Origin of the sequence: Hymenobacter ruricola (assembly GCF_015694525.1) — a bacterium.
GTDB lineage: Bacteria > Bacteroidota > Bacteroidia > Cytophagales > Hymenobacteraceae > Hymenobacter > Hymenobacter ruricola.
In genome coordinates, this window is record NZ_JADQDM010000001.1 from 138151 (window position 1) to 154831 (window position 16681).

Consider the following 16681-nt stretch of genomic DNA (forward strand, 5'->3'; position numbering starts at 1 on the left):
CCTGCCATCCTGAGCATTCTGCGCATGAAGCAGAGACGAGGACCTTATCAATCCAGAACTAATCGTTGGCACTTGACAAGGTCCTCGTCTCTGCTTCATGCGCAGAATGCTCAGGATGACGGACGATTATTGACCTGAAAACAAACACCCGATACCCACTCAATGCGTCATTTTCTACTCGCACTTCTCCTTCTCATTGCCGCCGCGGCTCCGGCCCAAAAGCTGCCGGCCGACCTCGTGCACGCCGGCTACAGCTGGGACGCGGGCCGCAAGCAGCGCCTGCCCATTTCCAGGGAGGAAGCCGAACTGCCGGCCATCATTCTGCGCGATTTCACCAGCCTGGAGTACTACTATGATAAGTCGCGCAAGGACCTGCGCTTCTTCGCCACCGAGCACCGCATCGTGCGCGTCAACTCTTCCGATGGCATCGAGCGCTTCAATAAAATTGTGGTGCCGGTGCTCGAATCGGGCGCGCCGGTCGACATCAAGGCCCGGACCATCAGCCCGCGGGGCGAGGTGCACGAGGTGCAAGCCGCCGACATGAAGGAGCTGAAGGACCAGGAAGGCGGCCGGGGCTTCCGCGTGTTTGCCGTGGACGGCGTGGAGAAGGGCAGCGAAGTAGAGTATTACTTCACCCGCGAGCGGCCCTTCAACCACTTCGGCTACGAGGTGCTGCAGGGCGAAACCGCCGCCCGCGACGTGGTGTTCGAGCTGATTTCGCCCGAGGCCCTCACCTTTGAGGCGCGCGTGTACCACGGGCCCGCCGTGGCCGTGGACACCACCCTGCCCGGCCGCCGGGTGCTGCGCCTGGCCCTGAAAGAAGTGCCCGCCCTGCGCGAGGAAGCCTTTGCCAGCGTGCTGGCCCAGCGCATGCGCGTGCACTACAAGCTGGCCTACATGGCCAGCAAGGGCCAGGTGCGCCAGTTCACCTGGGCCGACGCCAGCCAGTTTGTGTACCGCAACATGACGGCCCTGAGCAAGGACGACGTGAAGGCCGTGGCCAAGGTGCTGGCCGCCGCCAAGCTGCCCACCGCCGGCCCGCTGCCCGAACGCATTGCCGCCGCCGAAAACTACGTGAAGCTCAATTACAACCTCGACGAAAGCGCCAGCCCGGTGCTGAGCCAGGTGGTGGCCACCCGCAACGCGCCCGAAGGCGGCTTCGTGCACCTGCTGGCGGCCATCTACCGCACGCTGGGCGTTGAGTTTGAACTAGTGGTAACGAGCAGCCGCGCCACCCACCCCTTCGACACCACGTTCGACACCTGGGACTACCTCGACAATTTTGCCCTCTACTTCCCCGGCACCGGGCAGTACCTGGCGCCGGGCCGGCCCGAGTACCGCTACGGCATGCTGCCCGCCGAGTGGACGGCCAACGCGGGCTTGTTCATCCGGGGCGTTACGCTGGGCTCGATTGAGTCGGCAGTAGGCAAGGTGAAGGAGATTCCGGCCCTCGACGCCGACAAAAGCCCGCAGAACCTCGACGTGACGGTGGCATTTTCGCCCGACCTGAGCAACAGCACCGTGCAGCTGCGCCAGACCCTGGGCGGCTACCCGGCCCTGCAAATCCAGCCCTTCTGGGCCATGATTCCGGACGCCAAGCGCACCGAAATCATGCAGGACCTGCAGAAGGGCGTGGTGGCCGACGCCACCAACTTCCAGAAGATGACCGTGCGCAACGTGGAGCGCGGCGTGAGCCCGCTCGAAAAGCCCTTCATCATCGAGGGCCAGCTTGATTCGCCTTCGCTGCTCGACAAAGCAGGCCCGCGCTACCTCTTCAAAATCGGCACGCTGCTGGGACCACAAACCGAGCTGTACCAGAAGGAAGAGCGGCAGTTCGACGTGGAAAACGACAACAACCGCCGCTACCTGCGCACCATCCGCTTCGAGGTGCCGGCCGGCTACACCGTGCGCAACCTCAACGACCTGAACGTGAACGTGAAAGCCGGCGGCGACGCGGCCCGGCCCGATTACGACTTCAAGTCTTCCTACGTGCAGCAGGGCCAGACCATCACCGTGACGGTGGACGAAAACTACCGCCAAATCCGCTGGCCCAAAGCCGATTTTGAAGCCTTCCGCACCGTGGTCAATGCCTCGGCCAACTGGAACAAGGTGGTGCTGGTGCTGGACAAGAAAAGCTAGCGCGTGTCATTGCGAGCGCAGCGAAGCAATCCGTCCTGTTCTCAGCAACCAGCTTGATAATGTGATACAGCCCCGGAGCAACGCAGCGCCGGGGCTTTCTGGTGAAAGGACATTTCTGGCTTTTAGAGGACGGATTGCTTCGGTTCCGCCTCGCAATGACAGTTGCGTACCTTCGCTTCATGTCAACCCCCGCCGACTCCCCGCAGGCCGCCGCCTTCCGCCGCCAAGTCCTGAACCCGCTGAAGCTGCGGCTCTTTATGATGCGCAAGCTGCCCATGGCGTGGCTGGCGGGCCTGCGCCTCACGCAGCTCACGCCGGAGTCGGCCACGGTCACCATCCGCTACAAGTACCTCACCCAAAACCCGTTTCGCAGCATTTATTTCGCGTGCCTGGCCATGGCAGGCGAGCTGGCCAGCGGCATTCAGGCCATGATGCACGTGCAAGCCGGCGGGCCGGTGTCGATGCTGGTGGTGAGCCTGCACGGCGATTTTACCAAGAAAGCCGTGGGCCTCATCACCTTCACCTGCCCCGACGGCCCGCGCATTGCCGAAGCCATTGCCGAAAGCCGCGCCACCGGCGAAGGCCGCGTGGTGGAATGCGTGAGCACCGGCGTGGACGAAGCCGGCGACGTGGTGGCCGTGTTCCGCCTCACCTGGTCGTTTCGGGCCAAGCGGTAGAGACGCAATATACTGCGTCTCGTCGTTGCTGATGTTGTTAGCGCTGAACCGTTATAGGTGGTTCGGCGCGGTCCCGTTCGTTCAACGATGAGACGCAAAATGTTGCGTCTCTACCCCATTCAACCGACCATCCTGAGCAGACGAATTTTCCAAAAGCAAAAAGAGGCCCCCGCCAATGGCAGGGGCCTCTTCTCATTCTACCGTGGCCGCGTCTACTCCTTCAGCAGCTTCTGCTGCCGCACCTCGCGGCCCACGCGCAACGTCAGCACGTACACGCCGGGAGGCAGGGCCACTAGCTCGGGCAGGGGCACGGTGGTTTCGCCCATGGGCAGGGCCAGCTCGCGCTGGAAGAGGGCGCGGCCGGCCAGGTCAAGCAGTTGGAGGTGGCCCGTGCCGGCCTCGGCGGTGGTGATGGTGGCCACCAACTCCTGCTGCCGGAAGGGGTTGGGCGCGGCGCGCAGGGCCAGGCCATTCACCTCGTCGAGGCGCACGGCCCGCACGGGGCCGTAGCTGGTGGTGCCGTCCAGGTCCACCTGGCGCAGGCGGTAGTAGCGCAGGCCGCCGGTCATCGGCACGTTGGGCTCGGTGGCGGTGTAGCGGCGCGGGGCGGCGCTGCTGCCCGCCGCGGCCACCCGGCCGATTTCGCGGAAGCCATCGCGCGGCGCGGCCGAGGCTTCGAGCGCGAAGTAGGCGCTGTTGCGCTCGCTGGCCGTGGCCCACTCCGCCAGCACGTCGCGGCCCCGGCGCACGGCCGTGAAGCTGGTCAGCTCCACGGGCAGGGGCCGGTTGCCGCCGTTCACGTAAAACTCCGAGAAGTGGTCCGTCACGGTGGCCTGGGCCACGAAATAGGGCACGCCAACGGGGTCGCTCATCTGGGGCGTGAGCAGCACGGTGGTCGAGCCGGCCGCCAGGTTGTTGGCCAGGTCGCAGTCCTCGTTCGGGCCGCTGTACTGGGTCAGGCGCAGGCTGTTGAGGCTGCTCACGTTGGTTGGGTCGGCCACTTTCAGCTTGTTGAACTCAGCGGTGAGGCCGTAGAAGCGCACCTGCGCGGCGTTGCCAGTACCCAGGGGAGTTTCAGTGATGATGTGCCAGTTGCGGTCGAGATATTTGGTACCGCGCCCGTCCTGGCGCACGCTGCCGCCGCTCATCACCGCGAATTCTACCCGCACCGTGCCCAGCGCGTGGCCCTGGTCGTTGAGGGCCGCCACGGTTTTGCCGTTTAGCTTGAGGCGCTGCCAGGTGCCGCTGCCGGTACTCGTAATCGGGTCCGAGAGCAGGCACTGATTGTGCACCAGGTCGTACACCACCAGGGCCGTGTCCTCAATCACGGTGAAGGTGTCGCCGGTCAGCTTCAGCTTTTCGCGGTTGTCGGTGTGGTCGGTGGCCAGGGTGAAGAAGTCGTAGCGGGCGCCGGGCAGGCCCGGGAAGTCGTAGCTGGTGCCCGTCACGTCCTGCGCCACCCGAACGAAGGGGCCGCCGTCTTCCGACGCAAACACCTCGTAGCTGCGCACGCCCGAGCCGCCCACGTCGTCGGAGCCCGTCCAGGTGAGGTGCACGGTGGGGCTGAGTTGCGAAGCGGCCACCGCGTTGACGTGCGAAACGGGCGCGGCAGCGTCCACGATGTTGCCCCAGCGGTTGGTTTTCAGCGGCGTGTTGCTGTCGAACACGATGCTGCCCTGGGCCACCAGCGAGTCGCCGGTCAGGGCGGTGCCTCCCGGCTGAATGGTGTAGTTCACGAAGCCGTGGCCCTGGCCCAGCGTGTCGGAAATGCCCAGGAAGCCGATGAGCGAGTCAGTGGGCGGCAGGCCGGTGGCGCGGTCAATGGTCTGGAAATACCAGAACGCCAGGCGGCTCGACACGTCCACGCCGGCCACCACGCGCACGTCGTAGGGCAGCGGGCTCAGGTGCAGGGTCTGAGCGTAGGTGCTGGCGTTGGCCGGCACGGCGTAGGTGGTGCCGTTGAAGCCGAAGTCGCCGAGGCGGAAGGTTTGCAGGTTGGTGGTCACGTCGAGCGGCACCTGCACCCGCACCCGCTGGGCGGGGCCGGTGGCTTGCAGCGAGTCGTTCTCGAACTGCACCTGGTAGTTGAGCTTCTGCTGCACGCCCACCATGCGGCGCGGCCCGTAGCCGGCGGGCCCGGCAATGAGGTTGGGGTCCACCGAAGCAATGATTTCGGTGCTGGTTGCGCCGCGCGAGTTGAACAGGAAGCGCACCGAGTCGGCGGCCGGGCGCAACGCCAGCGGGTAGCCCAGGGCGAAGAAATCGGGCCGGAACTCGTGGTACTGCTCCTCGATGTGCCAGTAATCGGAGCCCACGCCGCCGGGCACCTGGGTCTGGCTGTTTTTGTGGGTGTAGGGCAGGGCTTTCGGGCTGTGTGCGGGCACCGTCCAGGCCGTATCAATCAGGCCAAGCCGCACAAACTGCCGTTGCAGCGAGTCCCGCCACACGGTCGGGCCGGGGTTGTTGGCCAGCGCCACCACGGCCGGGTCGAACTGGCCGGGATTGGCCAGCACGGCGGCCTTATACTTCGCAATGAAGTCCAGGGTGCGGCGCGAGTAGTCCTGTGCGGTTTTCGGCTGCTGGTTCAGCACCACCGGGAAGTGCACCCGGCCGCCGGCCGCTTGCAGGCTGTTGAAGTCGATGGGCGGCAGCATGTTCAGGTTCACCTGAATGATTTCGCCGGGCCGCAAATCCTGCGCGATGAAGGGGAACACCTCCGTGGCGTTGCTCACGTAGCCGTTGTTGGCTGAGTTTGAGAGCGGCACGGCCGGCGCGAAATCCGACTTTTTGCGCACGTTGGGCGTGTGGGTTTCCACCACGCCCGCGCCGGGCGGCACCGCAAACTGGAATTCCCAGTACGGCACGTCCACGTTCGAGGAGTTGGTGAGGAAGTAGGTCCAGTTGCCGCGGGTGCCCACGCGCAGGCGCGGCGGCGTGATGCTGGCAAAGTTCACCAGCAGCCCCGAGCTGGGCTCGACGGTGAGGCCGTTGGTGAGCTGCACTTTCGTGCCGTTGGCCTGCTCGGCCACCACGTTGTACGTACCGGTGTCTACCGAGTCGCGGTCGAAATGCCAGCGCAGAGTCACTTCCACGCTGCTGCGGAAGCGCACGATGTCGGCGTAGGCCAGCGGCGTCGGGCTGCTGCCTTTCGTGATGTAAAACTTGGTGCCGGCCAGCGCGGCCGAGTTGCCGGTGCGCCGCACGAAGCCCGCGCCCAGCACCCGCGTGGTCACGCGGCCCTGGCCCACGGTGTCGGAGGCGATGCTGCGTACCTGGAAGGGCAGGGCCTCGGCGAAGAGCGTGGCGGTTTGGGTGCCGGCGTACACGTAAGGCGTTTTCACCAGGATGTAATAGTCGCCGCCGCCGGTGCTCGGAATCAGCAATTCCTGCCGGGTATTAATCGGGTCTTCGTAGATGAAATCGAAGTCCGAAGTCGTGGGCACGCGGTTGTAGGCCACGTAGATTTCGTTCTGGCCGTGGTTCTGGTTCGAGCCCAGCGCGAGGCGCAGGTCGAAGCCCGCGCCGGGCGTCACCTTGTAGAATTCCAGCGAGTCGCGGTCGAGCGCGAAGAGCGTCAGCGTGTTAAGCGGCAGCACGTTCACGGTCACGTTGGTCGGGGCGGCCTGCGAGAGCGTGTCGTTCTGGTAGTCGCTCTCAAAAACGTCGCGGAAGAGGTTGGTCCCCAAAATGCCGTGATAGTCCCCGGGGCTCAGCCCCTGCACCCGGTCCCGAATCACGCCGCTCACCGTGGCGCCCGCCGCAATGGTCAGGTTGCGGGTGCTGGTGCCAAAGAGCTTGTCCGAGCCCGTGCTCAGCACCCGGTCGCTGCTCAGGTAAAGGCCGTCCTTGAGCTGGCCCACGGCGGCATTGCTGCCCTGGTTGCGCACCGAATAGCTCACGGTCATGGTCTTGCCGAGCTTGGCCGTGCCGGGCACCGCCACCATCGTCACCACCAGGTCGGAGGGCTGCGGGACGGTCACGTTCACCGTGGTAGGCGCCTGCCAGACGTTGTTGAACTCGTGCTGGTGCTCGTACACCTGGCCCACCTGCACGGCCCCGCCCCAGTGCGCAAACTGCGGGCCGTAGCCGCTGGGGTCGTTGTTGTCGGTGGCAATGAACAGGTAGTAATTCCCGGCCAGATAGCCCGGAATGGTCACGTTCGTAGTCACATTGTAGAAGTCGCCAGCCGCCAGCGCCCCGGTGTGGGGCACCACTCCAATGCGGGTCGCGCCCGCCAGCGTGGGCGAGGGGCTCAGATATATGCCGTCATTCCAGGAAGCGGCCGGCGTGGCGCCCACGCCGTCGTTCTGCACCCGGAAACTGAGGCTCACCTGCTGCCCGGCCAGGGCGGCCGTGGGCACGCCGGGGCCGTTGCCGCCGGTAGTCACAATCTGCAAATCGGCCGGGGGCGTGAGCGTGATGGGCAGGGCCAGCGCGGCCACGTTGTTGGCCGGGTTGGTGTCGGCCAGCGTGCCATTGGGGTTGTTGGCCGTGCGCAGCAGCACGTAGTAGCTGCCGCTAATGCCCTGGGGCAAGGTCACGGTCTGGCTCTGCTGGTAGAAGCCGCTGGGAGCCAGCGGGCCGGCGGTGCTGCCGGGCGCGGCCAGCAGCAGGTCGCTGCCGTCAATCACATTGTCGAGGGACAAATACGCCTGGTCCGTCCAGGCCGTGGCCAGGGTCTGGAAGCTGCCCAGGTTGCGCACGCGCCAAGCCACGTTCAGGCCGTTGCCCGAGGCGGCCGGCGCGGGCGTGGCGGTCAGGTTCTGCACCGCTAGGTCGTCGCTGTAGAGGTAGGTCAGCGTGGTCGTCTGCTCGTTGTTGCTCTCGTAGTTAAACTCGTACACGCGGTTGCCCGCGTCGGCCGTGAGGCGCACCGTGAGGGTGCCCGGCACGAAATTGTTGGGCAGACTAATGGTGGCCGAGTTCGAATACGAAGCGCCCGCCGCCAGCGGCCCGGCGTGGGGCACGCTGGCCAGCACCGCCGAGTGGCCCGCCGCGTCGCTCACGGTCAGGTGGTCGGTCCAGGTGCCGCCGGCCGCAATCACGGCCGTGTTCGTGTTTTGCACCGTGTAGTTCACCACGAAGCTGTTGGGGGCCGATACCGAGGCCGGGGCCGTCAGGGCCGTCGGGTACAGGTCGGCGTACACCAGATTGATGGCCACGGTGCCGGCCGAGCGGGTCACGTTGTTGTCCTCGTGGGTGTACTCGAACACGTTGTTGCCGGCATCGGCCTGCACGTACACGTAGTAGTTGCCGCTGATGCCGTTGGGCAGGTTCAGCGCGCCCGCGGCGGCGTAGGTGGCGTTGGGCTGCAGGCCGGTGGCCGCTTCGTAGTGAAACACCTGCCCGAGGCTGATGGCCGTGTTGTCGAAGGTCGGGCTGAGGCTGAGGTAGACGTTATCGGCCCAGTAGGTTTCCAGGCGCGGGTAGGGGCGGCTCAGGCCCGCGTTCCGGCCCACCCAGCTCACCGGCAAACTGGTGCCGGCGGTGGCCGCGGCCGGGGCCGTCACGCTGGTTATCACCAGGTCGGGCGGCGGGCGCAGGGTCACGTGCACGGGCACGTACTCGAGGTGGTCGTGGGGCGTGGGCGTGTTGTAATGCACCAGCGTGCGCGGGTTCACGTTGTTGGTGCTGGCCGTTTCGAACACCTCGTTGTTGTCGTCGGTGAAAACGTAGAGGTAATAGTCGCCGGTGGGGGTGGTGTGCGGAATCGGGATGCGCAGGTTGTCATTGTAGGCGGCATTCACGTTTAGCGTCTGGCCCGCGTGGCGGGTGGTGCCGCCGCGCCGGGCCGTGGGGCCCAGCAGGCCCTGGCCGGTGTTCTGGGCAATGTTCTGAGTGGTGTCAGGCGAGAAGTAGCCGGCGTCGGTCCAGGAGGCATTCACCACATCCACGCTGCCGGTGTTGCGCACGCGGTAGCCCACGGCCGCCGTGTCGCCGCCGAAAAAGCTGGTGAAGTGCGACACCGTTTGCACCACCAGGTCGGGCGCGGTGGGCACGATGATGAGCACGCGGCCCAGGGCCGGGGCGGGCCCGCTGGCCTCGCGGCCCACGTTGTTGGCGTAGCTGGTTTCGAGCAGCGCGCCGTTGCTGTTGGCCTTCACGTACACATAGTAGTAGCCGGCCATGCTCAGCGGCACCGGGAAGGTGCCCTGGCTGATGTAGGTGCCGTTGGGCTGCAGGTAGGTCACGTTGCCCACGCTGCCCATGTACATGGCCGTGTTGTCGAAGGTCGGGTTCTGCGAGAAGTACACGCCGTCCTGCCACTGCTGGGCCAGGGTGCTGGCCACGCCGCTGTTGGTTACGTTCCAGCTCACGGCTACCGTCTGGCCGACGTAGGCCGTGTCGGCCGCCTGCACGAAGGGCACGGTCAGGTCGGGCAATTGGCGCAGCTCGAAGGTCTGCACCGGGCCGGGCGTGCTGCCGCAGACGTTGCGGGCCACCACGCGCCACTTGAAGCTCTGCCCGTAAGCCAGCGGCGCACCGCCGTAGCTGGTTTGCAGGGTGCTGATGCCCGCCACGGTGGGCGTGGCCGGCTGGCTGCCGCTGCTGGGCCAGATGTACAAGTCGAAGCTGCTGGCCGTGGAGCCCGCGCCGGGGTTCCAGCCGAAGTTGATGGGCAAATCCAGCCCCGCCGAGTTATCCACCGGCAGCATGTTGGTCACCGCCAGCGGGGCCACCGAGGCCGGCGAGCGATAGACTTTCTGCGTGAAGCTGTACGAGCAGCCGGCCGCGTTGGTCACCGTCACCGAGTAGGTAGCGGGCGCGCCCACCGTGGCCGGCGCGTTCACTGCAATGCTGCTGCCGGTAGCGCCGGTGCTCCACGCGTAGGTGGCGCCCGGGCCCGCGTTGCTCACGGCCAGCGTGGCCGATGAGCCGGGGCAGAGCACCGAGTCGGGCGTCACAGCCAGGATGGGTCGGGGCAGCACCGTCAGCGGCTGGGTGGCGGTGTTGGCGCAGCCATTGCCATCGATGTAGCGGTAGCTGATGGTGTAGGTGCCGGGCCCCACGGCCGTCGGGCTAAACTGCCCGCCGCTCACGCCGGGACCGGAATAGCTGCCGCCCGCAGGCGCGCCGCCCGTCAGCGCAAACGCCGCCGCGCCTAGGCACTTCGTTGGCTGGGCCACCAGCGTCACCATGGGCAGCGGGTTCACCGTCAGTGCCTGGGTGGCCGTGGCGGTGCAGTTGTTGCCATTGGTGTAGGAGTAGGTAATGGTATGCGTGCCGGGGCCGGCCGCCGACGGGCTGAAGCTGTTGCCGCTCACGCCCGGCCCCGAGTAGGTGCCGCCGGCGGGCAGGCCGCCCGTCAAGGTGTAAGTATCGGCACTCGCGCACACGGCCGCCTGCGCCGCCAGCGTCACCACAGGCAGCAGGTCTACCACCACGCTCACGGTGGCCGAGCAGTCGTGGCCGCCGGCGCTCACCGTCACCGAGTAGCTGGCGTCGGCCGAGGGCGTTACCGTGATGCTGTTGCCGGTGGCGCCGGTGCTCCACAGCACCGTGCCGTTCACCGGGGCGGCCAGGCTCAGGGTCAGGGGTTGGCCCGCGCACACGTGCTGGATGGCGCCGCCCGCAATGCTGGCGTAGGGCATAAACACCTGCGTGCTGGCCGTGCTGGTGCAGGCGCCGTGGGCGCCCGTCACCGAATAAGTGCCGGGGCTGCTCACGCTGATGGTGCGCGACGTTGCGCCCGTGCTCCACAGGTAACTGCTGGCCGGCCCGGCGTCCAGCGTCACGCTGGCCGTGCCGCAGGCCGGCGACGAATCGGCGGGCAAGCTCAAAGCCAACGGCGCATCCACCGAAATGGTCACGCTGGCCGAGCAGTTCTGGCCGTGGTCTCGCACGGTGGCCGTGTAGGTGGTGGTGGCCGTGGGCGCCACCGTGATGCTGGGCGTGGTCTGCCCGCCCGGCATCCACACGATGCTGCCGTTCACCGGCGCATTCAAGCTCAGCGTAATGCTGCTGCCCGAGCAAATGCTCTGGCTGCTCTGGGCGATGGTCGCATTGGGCAGCAGCACGTAGGTCTGGTCTGATTTGGGGCAGCCGTTGTCTACCGTCACCGAATACAGGCCCGGCGCGCTCACGCTGATGGTTTGCGAAGTGGCGCCGGTGCTCCACAGGTAGGAGGTGCCACCGCTGCCCGCGTCCAGGGTCACGCTGGCCGTGCCGCAGGTTGCCCGGGTGGTGTCGGGCAGGCTCAGCGGCAGGGCGGGCGGGATGTTGATGGTCACCGCATCGGAGCAGGAAAACGAGCCGTCCGAAACCGTGGCCGTGTAGGTGGTGGTGGCCGTGGGCGCCACCGTGATGCTGGCCGCGCTGCTCGTCACCGAGTTGTCGGAAGCCGACCACGTCACCGTCCCGTCCACCGGCGCGGCTAGGCTGAGCGTGGTGCTCTGGCCGGGGCACTGCGTGGCGTTGGTTTGCACGATGTCGGCCCGCGGCATGCGCACCGTGGTGCTGGCCGTGGCCGTGCAGGTGCCGGTGCTGGCGCCCGTCACGGTAACGGAGTAGGTGCCCGGTGCCGAAGCCGTAATGGTCTGGGTGGTCTGGCCGCCGGGACTCCAGGCGTAGGACGCGTAGCCCGCGCCGGCGTCCAGCGTCACGCTGGTTTGGCCGCAGGGCACGTCGGTGACGGGCGCCAGCGCGATGGTGGGCGCGGGCGCGAACGTGACGGTGCTGCTGCCCGTGCCGGTGCAGCCCAGGGCGCTGGTCAAGGCCACCGAATAGGTGCCGGCCGTGGTCACGGTCAGGCTCTGGCTGGTTTCGCCGGGCAGGGGCGAGCCGTCCAGACTCCACTGGTAGCTGCCGCCCACTCCGGCCGACGCCGAGGTGATGGTGAGCGGCTGCCCGCTGCACCCGGCCAGGGCCGGCGGCAGGTTGGGGCTGAGCTGCGAGGGCGTGCTCACGCTGAATGGGTGCGCGTACTCGATGGCCGGCACGCCGTTGGCATCCAGCACCGCCACGCGCATCACGTAGTTGCCGGCTGCGCTCACGCACACGTTGGTGGGAAAGGTCACGTCCACGTCGGCCGCCCGCGCGGGCGCCGGCAGCACGTAGTATTCCGGCGGCGCGCTGGGTGTGGCCGAGCTTTCGGGAAACACCTGGTAGCGGACGCGGGTGATGAGCGGCCTAGTGCCGCCCGCAATGCTGCCCTGCCGCAAAAACGGCTTCACGTTCACCAGGCTCCAGGCGCCGGCGGCGTTGCGCACCCGCACAAACAGGGTGTGGATGCCGTTGGCCACGCCGCTCAAATCGGCCACAAAATCCTGGTCGATGCTGGGGCCCGGCGTGGCAAAATTGACCCGCGTGCCCTGCCCGTAGCCGGGGTCGGTGTCGAGGTAATATTCGGCATAGGTCAGGCTGGAGGCCGCCCCGCCGCCGCTGGCCGGCCCCACGTAAATGGGCTGCACGTGGCTGATGCTCCACGCGCCGCTGGCATTTTTCACGCGCGTGTACATGGTGTGGAAGCCCGGCGCGAGCCCGCTCAAATCGGCCATGTAGGTTTGGTCGATGCCGGGAGCGGGCGCCGTCAGCGCCACGCCGTGCCCCAGCCGGTAGCCGGGGTCGGTGTCGAAAAAATATTCGAGGTAGGTGAGGTTGTCGAGCCCCGTGCCCACCGGGCCCACGTACACGGGCCGCACGTGCGCAATGCTCCAAGCGGCGCGGGCGGGCCAGTACGCCGGCTGGCCGGCATCGGCGCTGGCCCCCAGCGGACCGAGGGGGCCCAGCGGGTTCACCTCGGCCGGGCGCTGCTCGCGCACGCGGGTGTAGAGGGTGTGGAAGCCCGGCGCCAGCCCCGCCAGGCTGGCCGTGTAGGTGAAGTCCTGCGCGGCCGCGGCCGTGGGGAAGCTCACCGGCGTGCCCTGGCCGTGGCCGGGGTCGGTGTCGTAAAAATATTCCAGCCGCGTCAGGCTCTGGGCCCGCGCCGGGCGCCCGGCCAGCAGCACCCCCAGCAGCAGAAGTGCCTTCAGCCACGGCCATTGCCGGAGTAAGGAGTCGGTTTCCATCGCTTAATAGAGAATGGAGTCTTAGGGTCTTAGGGGCTTAGGGGCTTGGTGTTTTGGACAAAATGGAAAGTCAGCGAGTCTGCCGCTTTCGCTTTTCGTGCCCAAAACCAAGACTCTAAGTCCCCAAGACCCCAAGTCCCTGATTAATTATGCGACTTGGCCTTGATGTTCACATTCAGCCCGCTGGCGCCGCTGCCCGAGCTGGGAGCCGAAAACGACCAGATGGCCGGAATGGCCGGCAGGCCGCTCAACACATAGGGGTCGGCCCCGCCGAACATGCCGATGTCGACACCGCCCAGGCCGGCGCCGATGGCCGGCGAGCCCGGCTTGAGCTGGTACAGGCCGTCGTCGGAGCCCGTGTTCACGCACACGTCGGCAATGGGCTGGTTCTGGACGTTGCCGTTGCCGGCCGGAAACTGCGTGCCGTTGCCGATGTTGTTGTGGTAGGAGTTGCTGCCGCCGGCCAGGCTGCCGCCGTAGAGGTAGGTATTGGTGACGTCGGTGCTGTTGGTTTCCAGGATGCCGTACACCGTGTTGTTCGAGAAAATCAGGCTCGACAGCGCGTACACGGCTTGCCAGCCCGGGTTGTTGGAGTGGATAAAGTTGTTGGTGACGATGATGTTGGAGCAGCCCCCGGCCACCCACAGCGCCCGGTAGCCGTTGGTGGTGCTGATGTAGTTCTGCACGCACAGCACGTTGGAAGGCGTGTAGCTGCCGACAAGCTGGTTGTTGTCGCCGATGACCACGGCGTGGTTGCTCGACGCCACGTAGTTGCGCTTGAACAGGATGTTGCTGGCAAACAAGTACACCCGGTACATGGTCATGCCCGTGATGAGCGAGCCGGCAGCGCCGGGGTCCACGCGCAGCTGGTCGAGGTAGGCGTGGTTGGGCGCGGCCTGGGTTTGGGAGTTTTGCGTGAGGAAGAAGCCCGGCCCGAACACGTACAGCCGCTTGGTCATGTGGAGGGCGCCGTAGGTGGTGCCCGAGCCGTTGAAATACAGCGTGTCGTTCACGGCCACGGCGGCGGCATCGTGCGCCGCCTGGGCGGTGGTAAAGTCGCCCGGCGAGCCGGCGTTGTTATCAATACGCCAGATTTTGGCCTGGGCGGCCGCCGGATTCAGCATCAGCAACACCGCCGCCAGCAGCGCGGAAGACAAAAAAAAGGAGGAGAAGTTCTTCATGTGAGTTTTGCTGAAAAAGCGGTTGATAAACAAAGCTTTGGCCGCGCTTGGGCCCGTTCAGCAAAACTACCTTTCGGCCCCGATGGCCGGCAATCCGTGCTGCCCCGTAGTTTTTTCCAAGGTTTCTATCCGTGCCAGCACGGATGCAGCCGGCCCCAGACCAGCTGCAACCGTAGGCGTCTCTACCCGTCCAAAGCCAGCAAGCCCCGGCACTGCGCAGTGCCGGGGCTTGCTCATATCAGGAGGCAGCTCCCTCAAAACCCGATTTCTATTCCTGTTCCGAAGTAATGATGTCCACCAATCCGTCTTCGCTCACCACCACGGCCAGGCAGGGGTAGTCCGAGCTTTCCACGTAGCGCAGGGCCGAGTTGTAGCGGGCCCCGCGGGTGCTGTCGCCACGGCCCGAAGCGCGGCCGTCCAAGATTACACCGATGGAGTAGCAGTAGCCTTCGGGGTCGAGCAGCACGGCGCCGTCGATGCTGGTGACGAGGCGCGTGATGAGCGGCGTGAGCGGCACCGGCTCAATGAGCGTGCATTGGAGCTTGAGGCGGTCGGCTTCGGCCAGGGCTTCGGTGGTGATGACCAGCAGGGTGCCGTGCTTCTGGCGGCTGGCTTCGAGCACCACGTCCCAGAGGCGTTCCACTTTGGCGTGGTCGGTGAGAGCAAAGGTGCGCTTAAGGGCTTTGCGGAAGCTGGTGCGGTTGAGGCGCGTGCGGGGCAGGCCCGGCAGGCCGTAGTGCGAGCGCAGCAGCACGTGGCCGTCGTGCTGCAGCTCCCAGGCGTAGTGCGTCACGAAGTTGATGACGAACAAATCTTCGCGCTCGGCGTCGTACTTGCCGGTGAGGCGGCCCAGGGCGTACACGTTTTCGCCGTCGGCCAGCAGGTGCACGTCGGGCGTGGTCATCTCCAGCAGCTTGCGCACGGCCCGGTAGTCGGTGAGGTCGGTGGGGCAGGTGAGGGCAAAGATTTCCTCGATGTTGGGGTGGCCGCGGCGGGCCAGCAGCAGCTTGCCCACGCCCTCGGCGCCCTCGTAGCGCAGGCTGCTGATGGTGTTGCAGGTGGCAAACAGCGTGGCCGAAGCGGGGTCAAGGCCCAGCGCCTGCGCGGGCGTGTCGAGCAGGGTTTTGCCAGCGCTGCGCAGCAGTTCCTCGCTTTCGCGGGGCCGCACGAAGAGGCCGGCGCCGGGCTCCGCGTCGTTCAGGGCCTTAAAGATTTCCTCGTTGAAGCGGTACATGGCCGCCACCAGCAGCGACGGCGCCAGCGGCCGCCCGTCGGTGTAGAAGCGGTAGGGGCGCAGCGACGGGTAAGCGCGCAGCGGCTTGCGCTGCAAACGCAGAATGGTGACCACGAAGTAGCCCTTGATTTCGACCGGCCAGCCGGAAAAGTGCTGGTGCAGCGAGTTTTCGTCCAGCGCGTCCAGGATTTCCTGCACGGCGTCGCGGATGCCCATGCCCTCGTGCTTGCGCCGAATCATGGCCGGGGTCACGTCGTCGCGGTCGGGGTAGGGGCGCGGGGTGGTGAGCTGAATGATGCGCCCGCGGGCCACCACGTCGGCAAAGGCCTTGGCGGGCAGGCCGCATTCCTGGGGCTCCAGGCAGCGGGCGGGCAGGTCGGTTTCGGTGGGCAGGGCCAGCAGCACCACCTGGGGCTGCAGGTCGTCGTCGAGGGCGTCGAACAGGTCGCGCGCCAGCGCTTGCGCGGCGGTGTGGTAGCGCGTTTGGTGGGGCCAGAGCAGGGTGGGATGGGGGGCGAGAACGGGAATCATACCGATATAACAAGCAATGAGCAAAAAGCTCCTCCCCCCGGCGCCGGAAAGAAGGCCTTACAATTGAAACAAGACGGGCAAGAGCATCTTTTGCTTGATGGGCTTGCCCTGAAACATGGCCGGCTCCCATTTCGGCGCGGCCTTGATGAGGCGCAGGGCTTCCTCATCGAGCCCGGAACCCATTTTTTTCACCACCCGCATGTCGGTCAGGCTGCCGTCGGGCTGCACCATAAATTCCACCATCACCTTGCCCTGAATCTTGCGCTGCTTGGCCAGCAGGGGGTATTTCTGGTTTTTCTCAATCCAGTCGAAGAAGGCCTGGGTGCCCCCCACGGGCTGGGTGGGGCGGTCGGGGGCCACCACGGGGCGCACGTTGGGGTTGGCCGAGGCGGCAATGTCGGCGGCCGGCGCGGCAATGGGGTTGACTTTGCCCTTCGTGCCCACGGTGGTGGTGCTGCCCGGCGACAGCACAAACGACACGGGCACCACCACGCGCTGGCGCACGATTTCGTTGCGGTGGTGCCGCGCGGGCGTCCACTTCGGCCCGCTCTTGATGAGGCGAATGGCCTCGGCGTCGAGCTCCGGCGACAGCGGGTTTTCCACCTTCACCTCGTTCACCGTGCCGGTTTTCTCCACGATGAAGCTCACCTTCACCGTGCCCTGAATGCCCTTTTGCATGGCGCTGGCCGGGTATTTTTGGTGGCTGGCCAGGAAGTCGGCGTATTTTTCGGTGCCGCCGAGGGGCACGGCCGGCTGCGCCACCGAGTCGTACACGGTGGTGGCCGAGGGCTTGGGCGGCATCTTGAGCTTCTGGGCGTGGGCGCTGAGGCCGATGCAGCCGGTGAACAGTAGAGGCAGGAGGCGTTTCATGTAAAGGAACGAGACGGGCAATGAATAGATAAATTCCGGAAT

6 protein-coding genes are annotated in these 16681 nt (G+C 66.3%); 2 read left to right on the forward strand and 4 right to left on the reverse strand.

The features are described 5' to 3' along the window. Window positions 1–162: 162 nt before the first annotated feature. Window positions 163–2139 (forward strand): DUF3857 domain-containing protein, encoded by a 1977-nt coding sequence (locus I2H31_RS00680; RefSeq protein ID WP_196291071.1) that lies wholly within the window; start codon window positions 163–165, stop codon window positions 2137–2139. Window positions 2140–2318: 179 nt separating this feature from the next. Further along, window positions 2319–2816 carry a PaaI family thioesterase gene (locus tag I2H31_RS00685; RefSeq protein WP_230687378.1) on the forward strand — a complete coding sequence of 166 codons (498 nt, stop codon included), beginning with the start codon at window positions 2319–2321 and terminating at the stop codon, window positions 2814–2816. A 212-nt stretch (window positions 2817–3028) separates the two neighbouring features. Here I2H31_RS00685 and I2H31_RS00690 read toward each other — a convergent pair whose 3' ends face one another. The 4 genes from I2H31_RS00690 to I2H31_RS00705 all read right to left on the reverse strand — a co-directional run bounded on the left by I2H31_RS00690 (window position 3029) and on the right by I2H31_RS00705 (window position 16639). Beyond that, on the reverse strand, window positions 3029–12823 hold the full coding sequence (locus I2H31_RS00690) for a CARDB domain-containing protein (protein ID WP_196291072.1): 9795 nt from the start codon (window positions 12821–12823) through the stop codon (window positions 3029–3031). Window positions 12824–12966: 143 nt separating this feature from the next. Continuing rightward, window positions 12967–14004: a hypothetical protein gene (locus I2H31_RS00695; protein WP_196291073.1), complete on the reverse strand. Its 1038-nt coding sequence runs from the start codon at window positions 14002–14004 to the stop codon at window positions 12967–12969. A gap of 268 nt (window positions 14005–14272) precedes the next feature. Next, a complete protein-coding gene (locus tag I2H31_RS00700) occupies window positions 14273–15769 on the reverse strand; it encodes a DNA integrity scanning protein DisA nucleotide-binding domain protein (protein WP_196291074.1) in 1497 nt (498 codons plus the stop codon). A gap of 57 nt (window positions 15770–15826) precedes the next feature. Beyond that, the gene (locus I2H31_RS00705; RefSeq protein WP_196291075.1) at window positions 15827–16639 is read right to left on the reverse strand and encodes an energy transducer TonB; all 813 of its coding nucleotides are present in this window, start codon (window positions 16637–16639) and stop codon (window positions 15827–15829) included. Window positions 16640–16681: the final 42 nt, after the last annotated feature.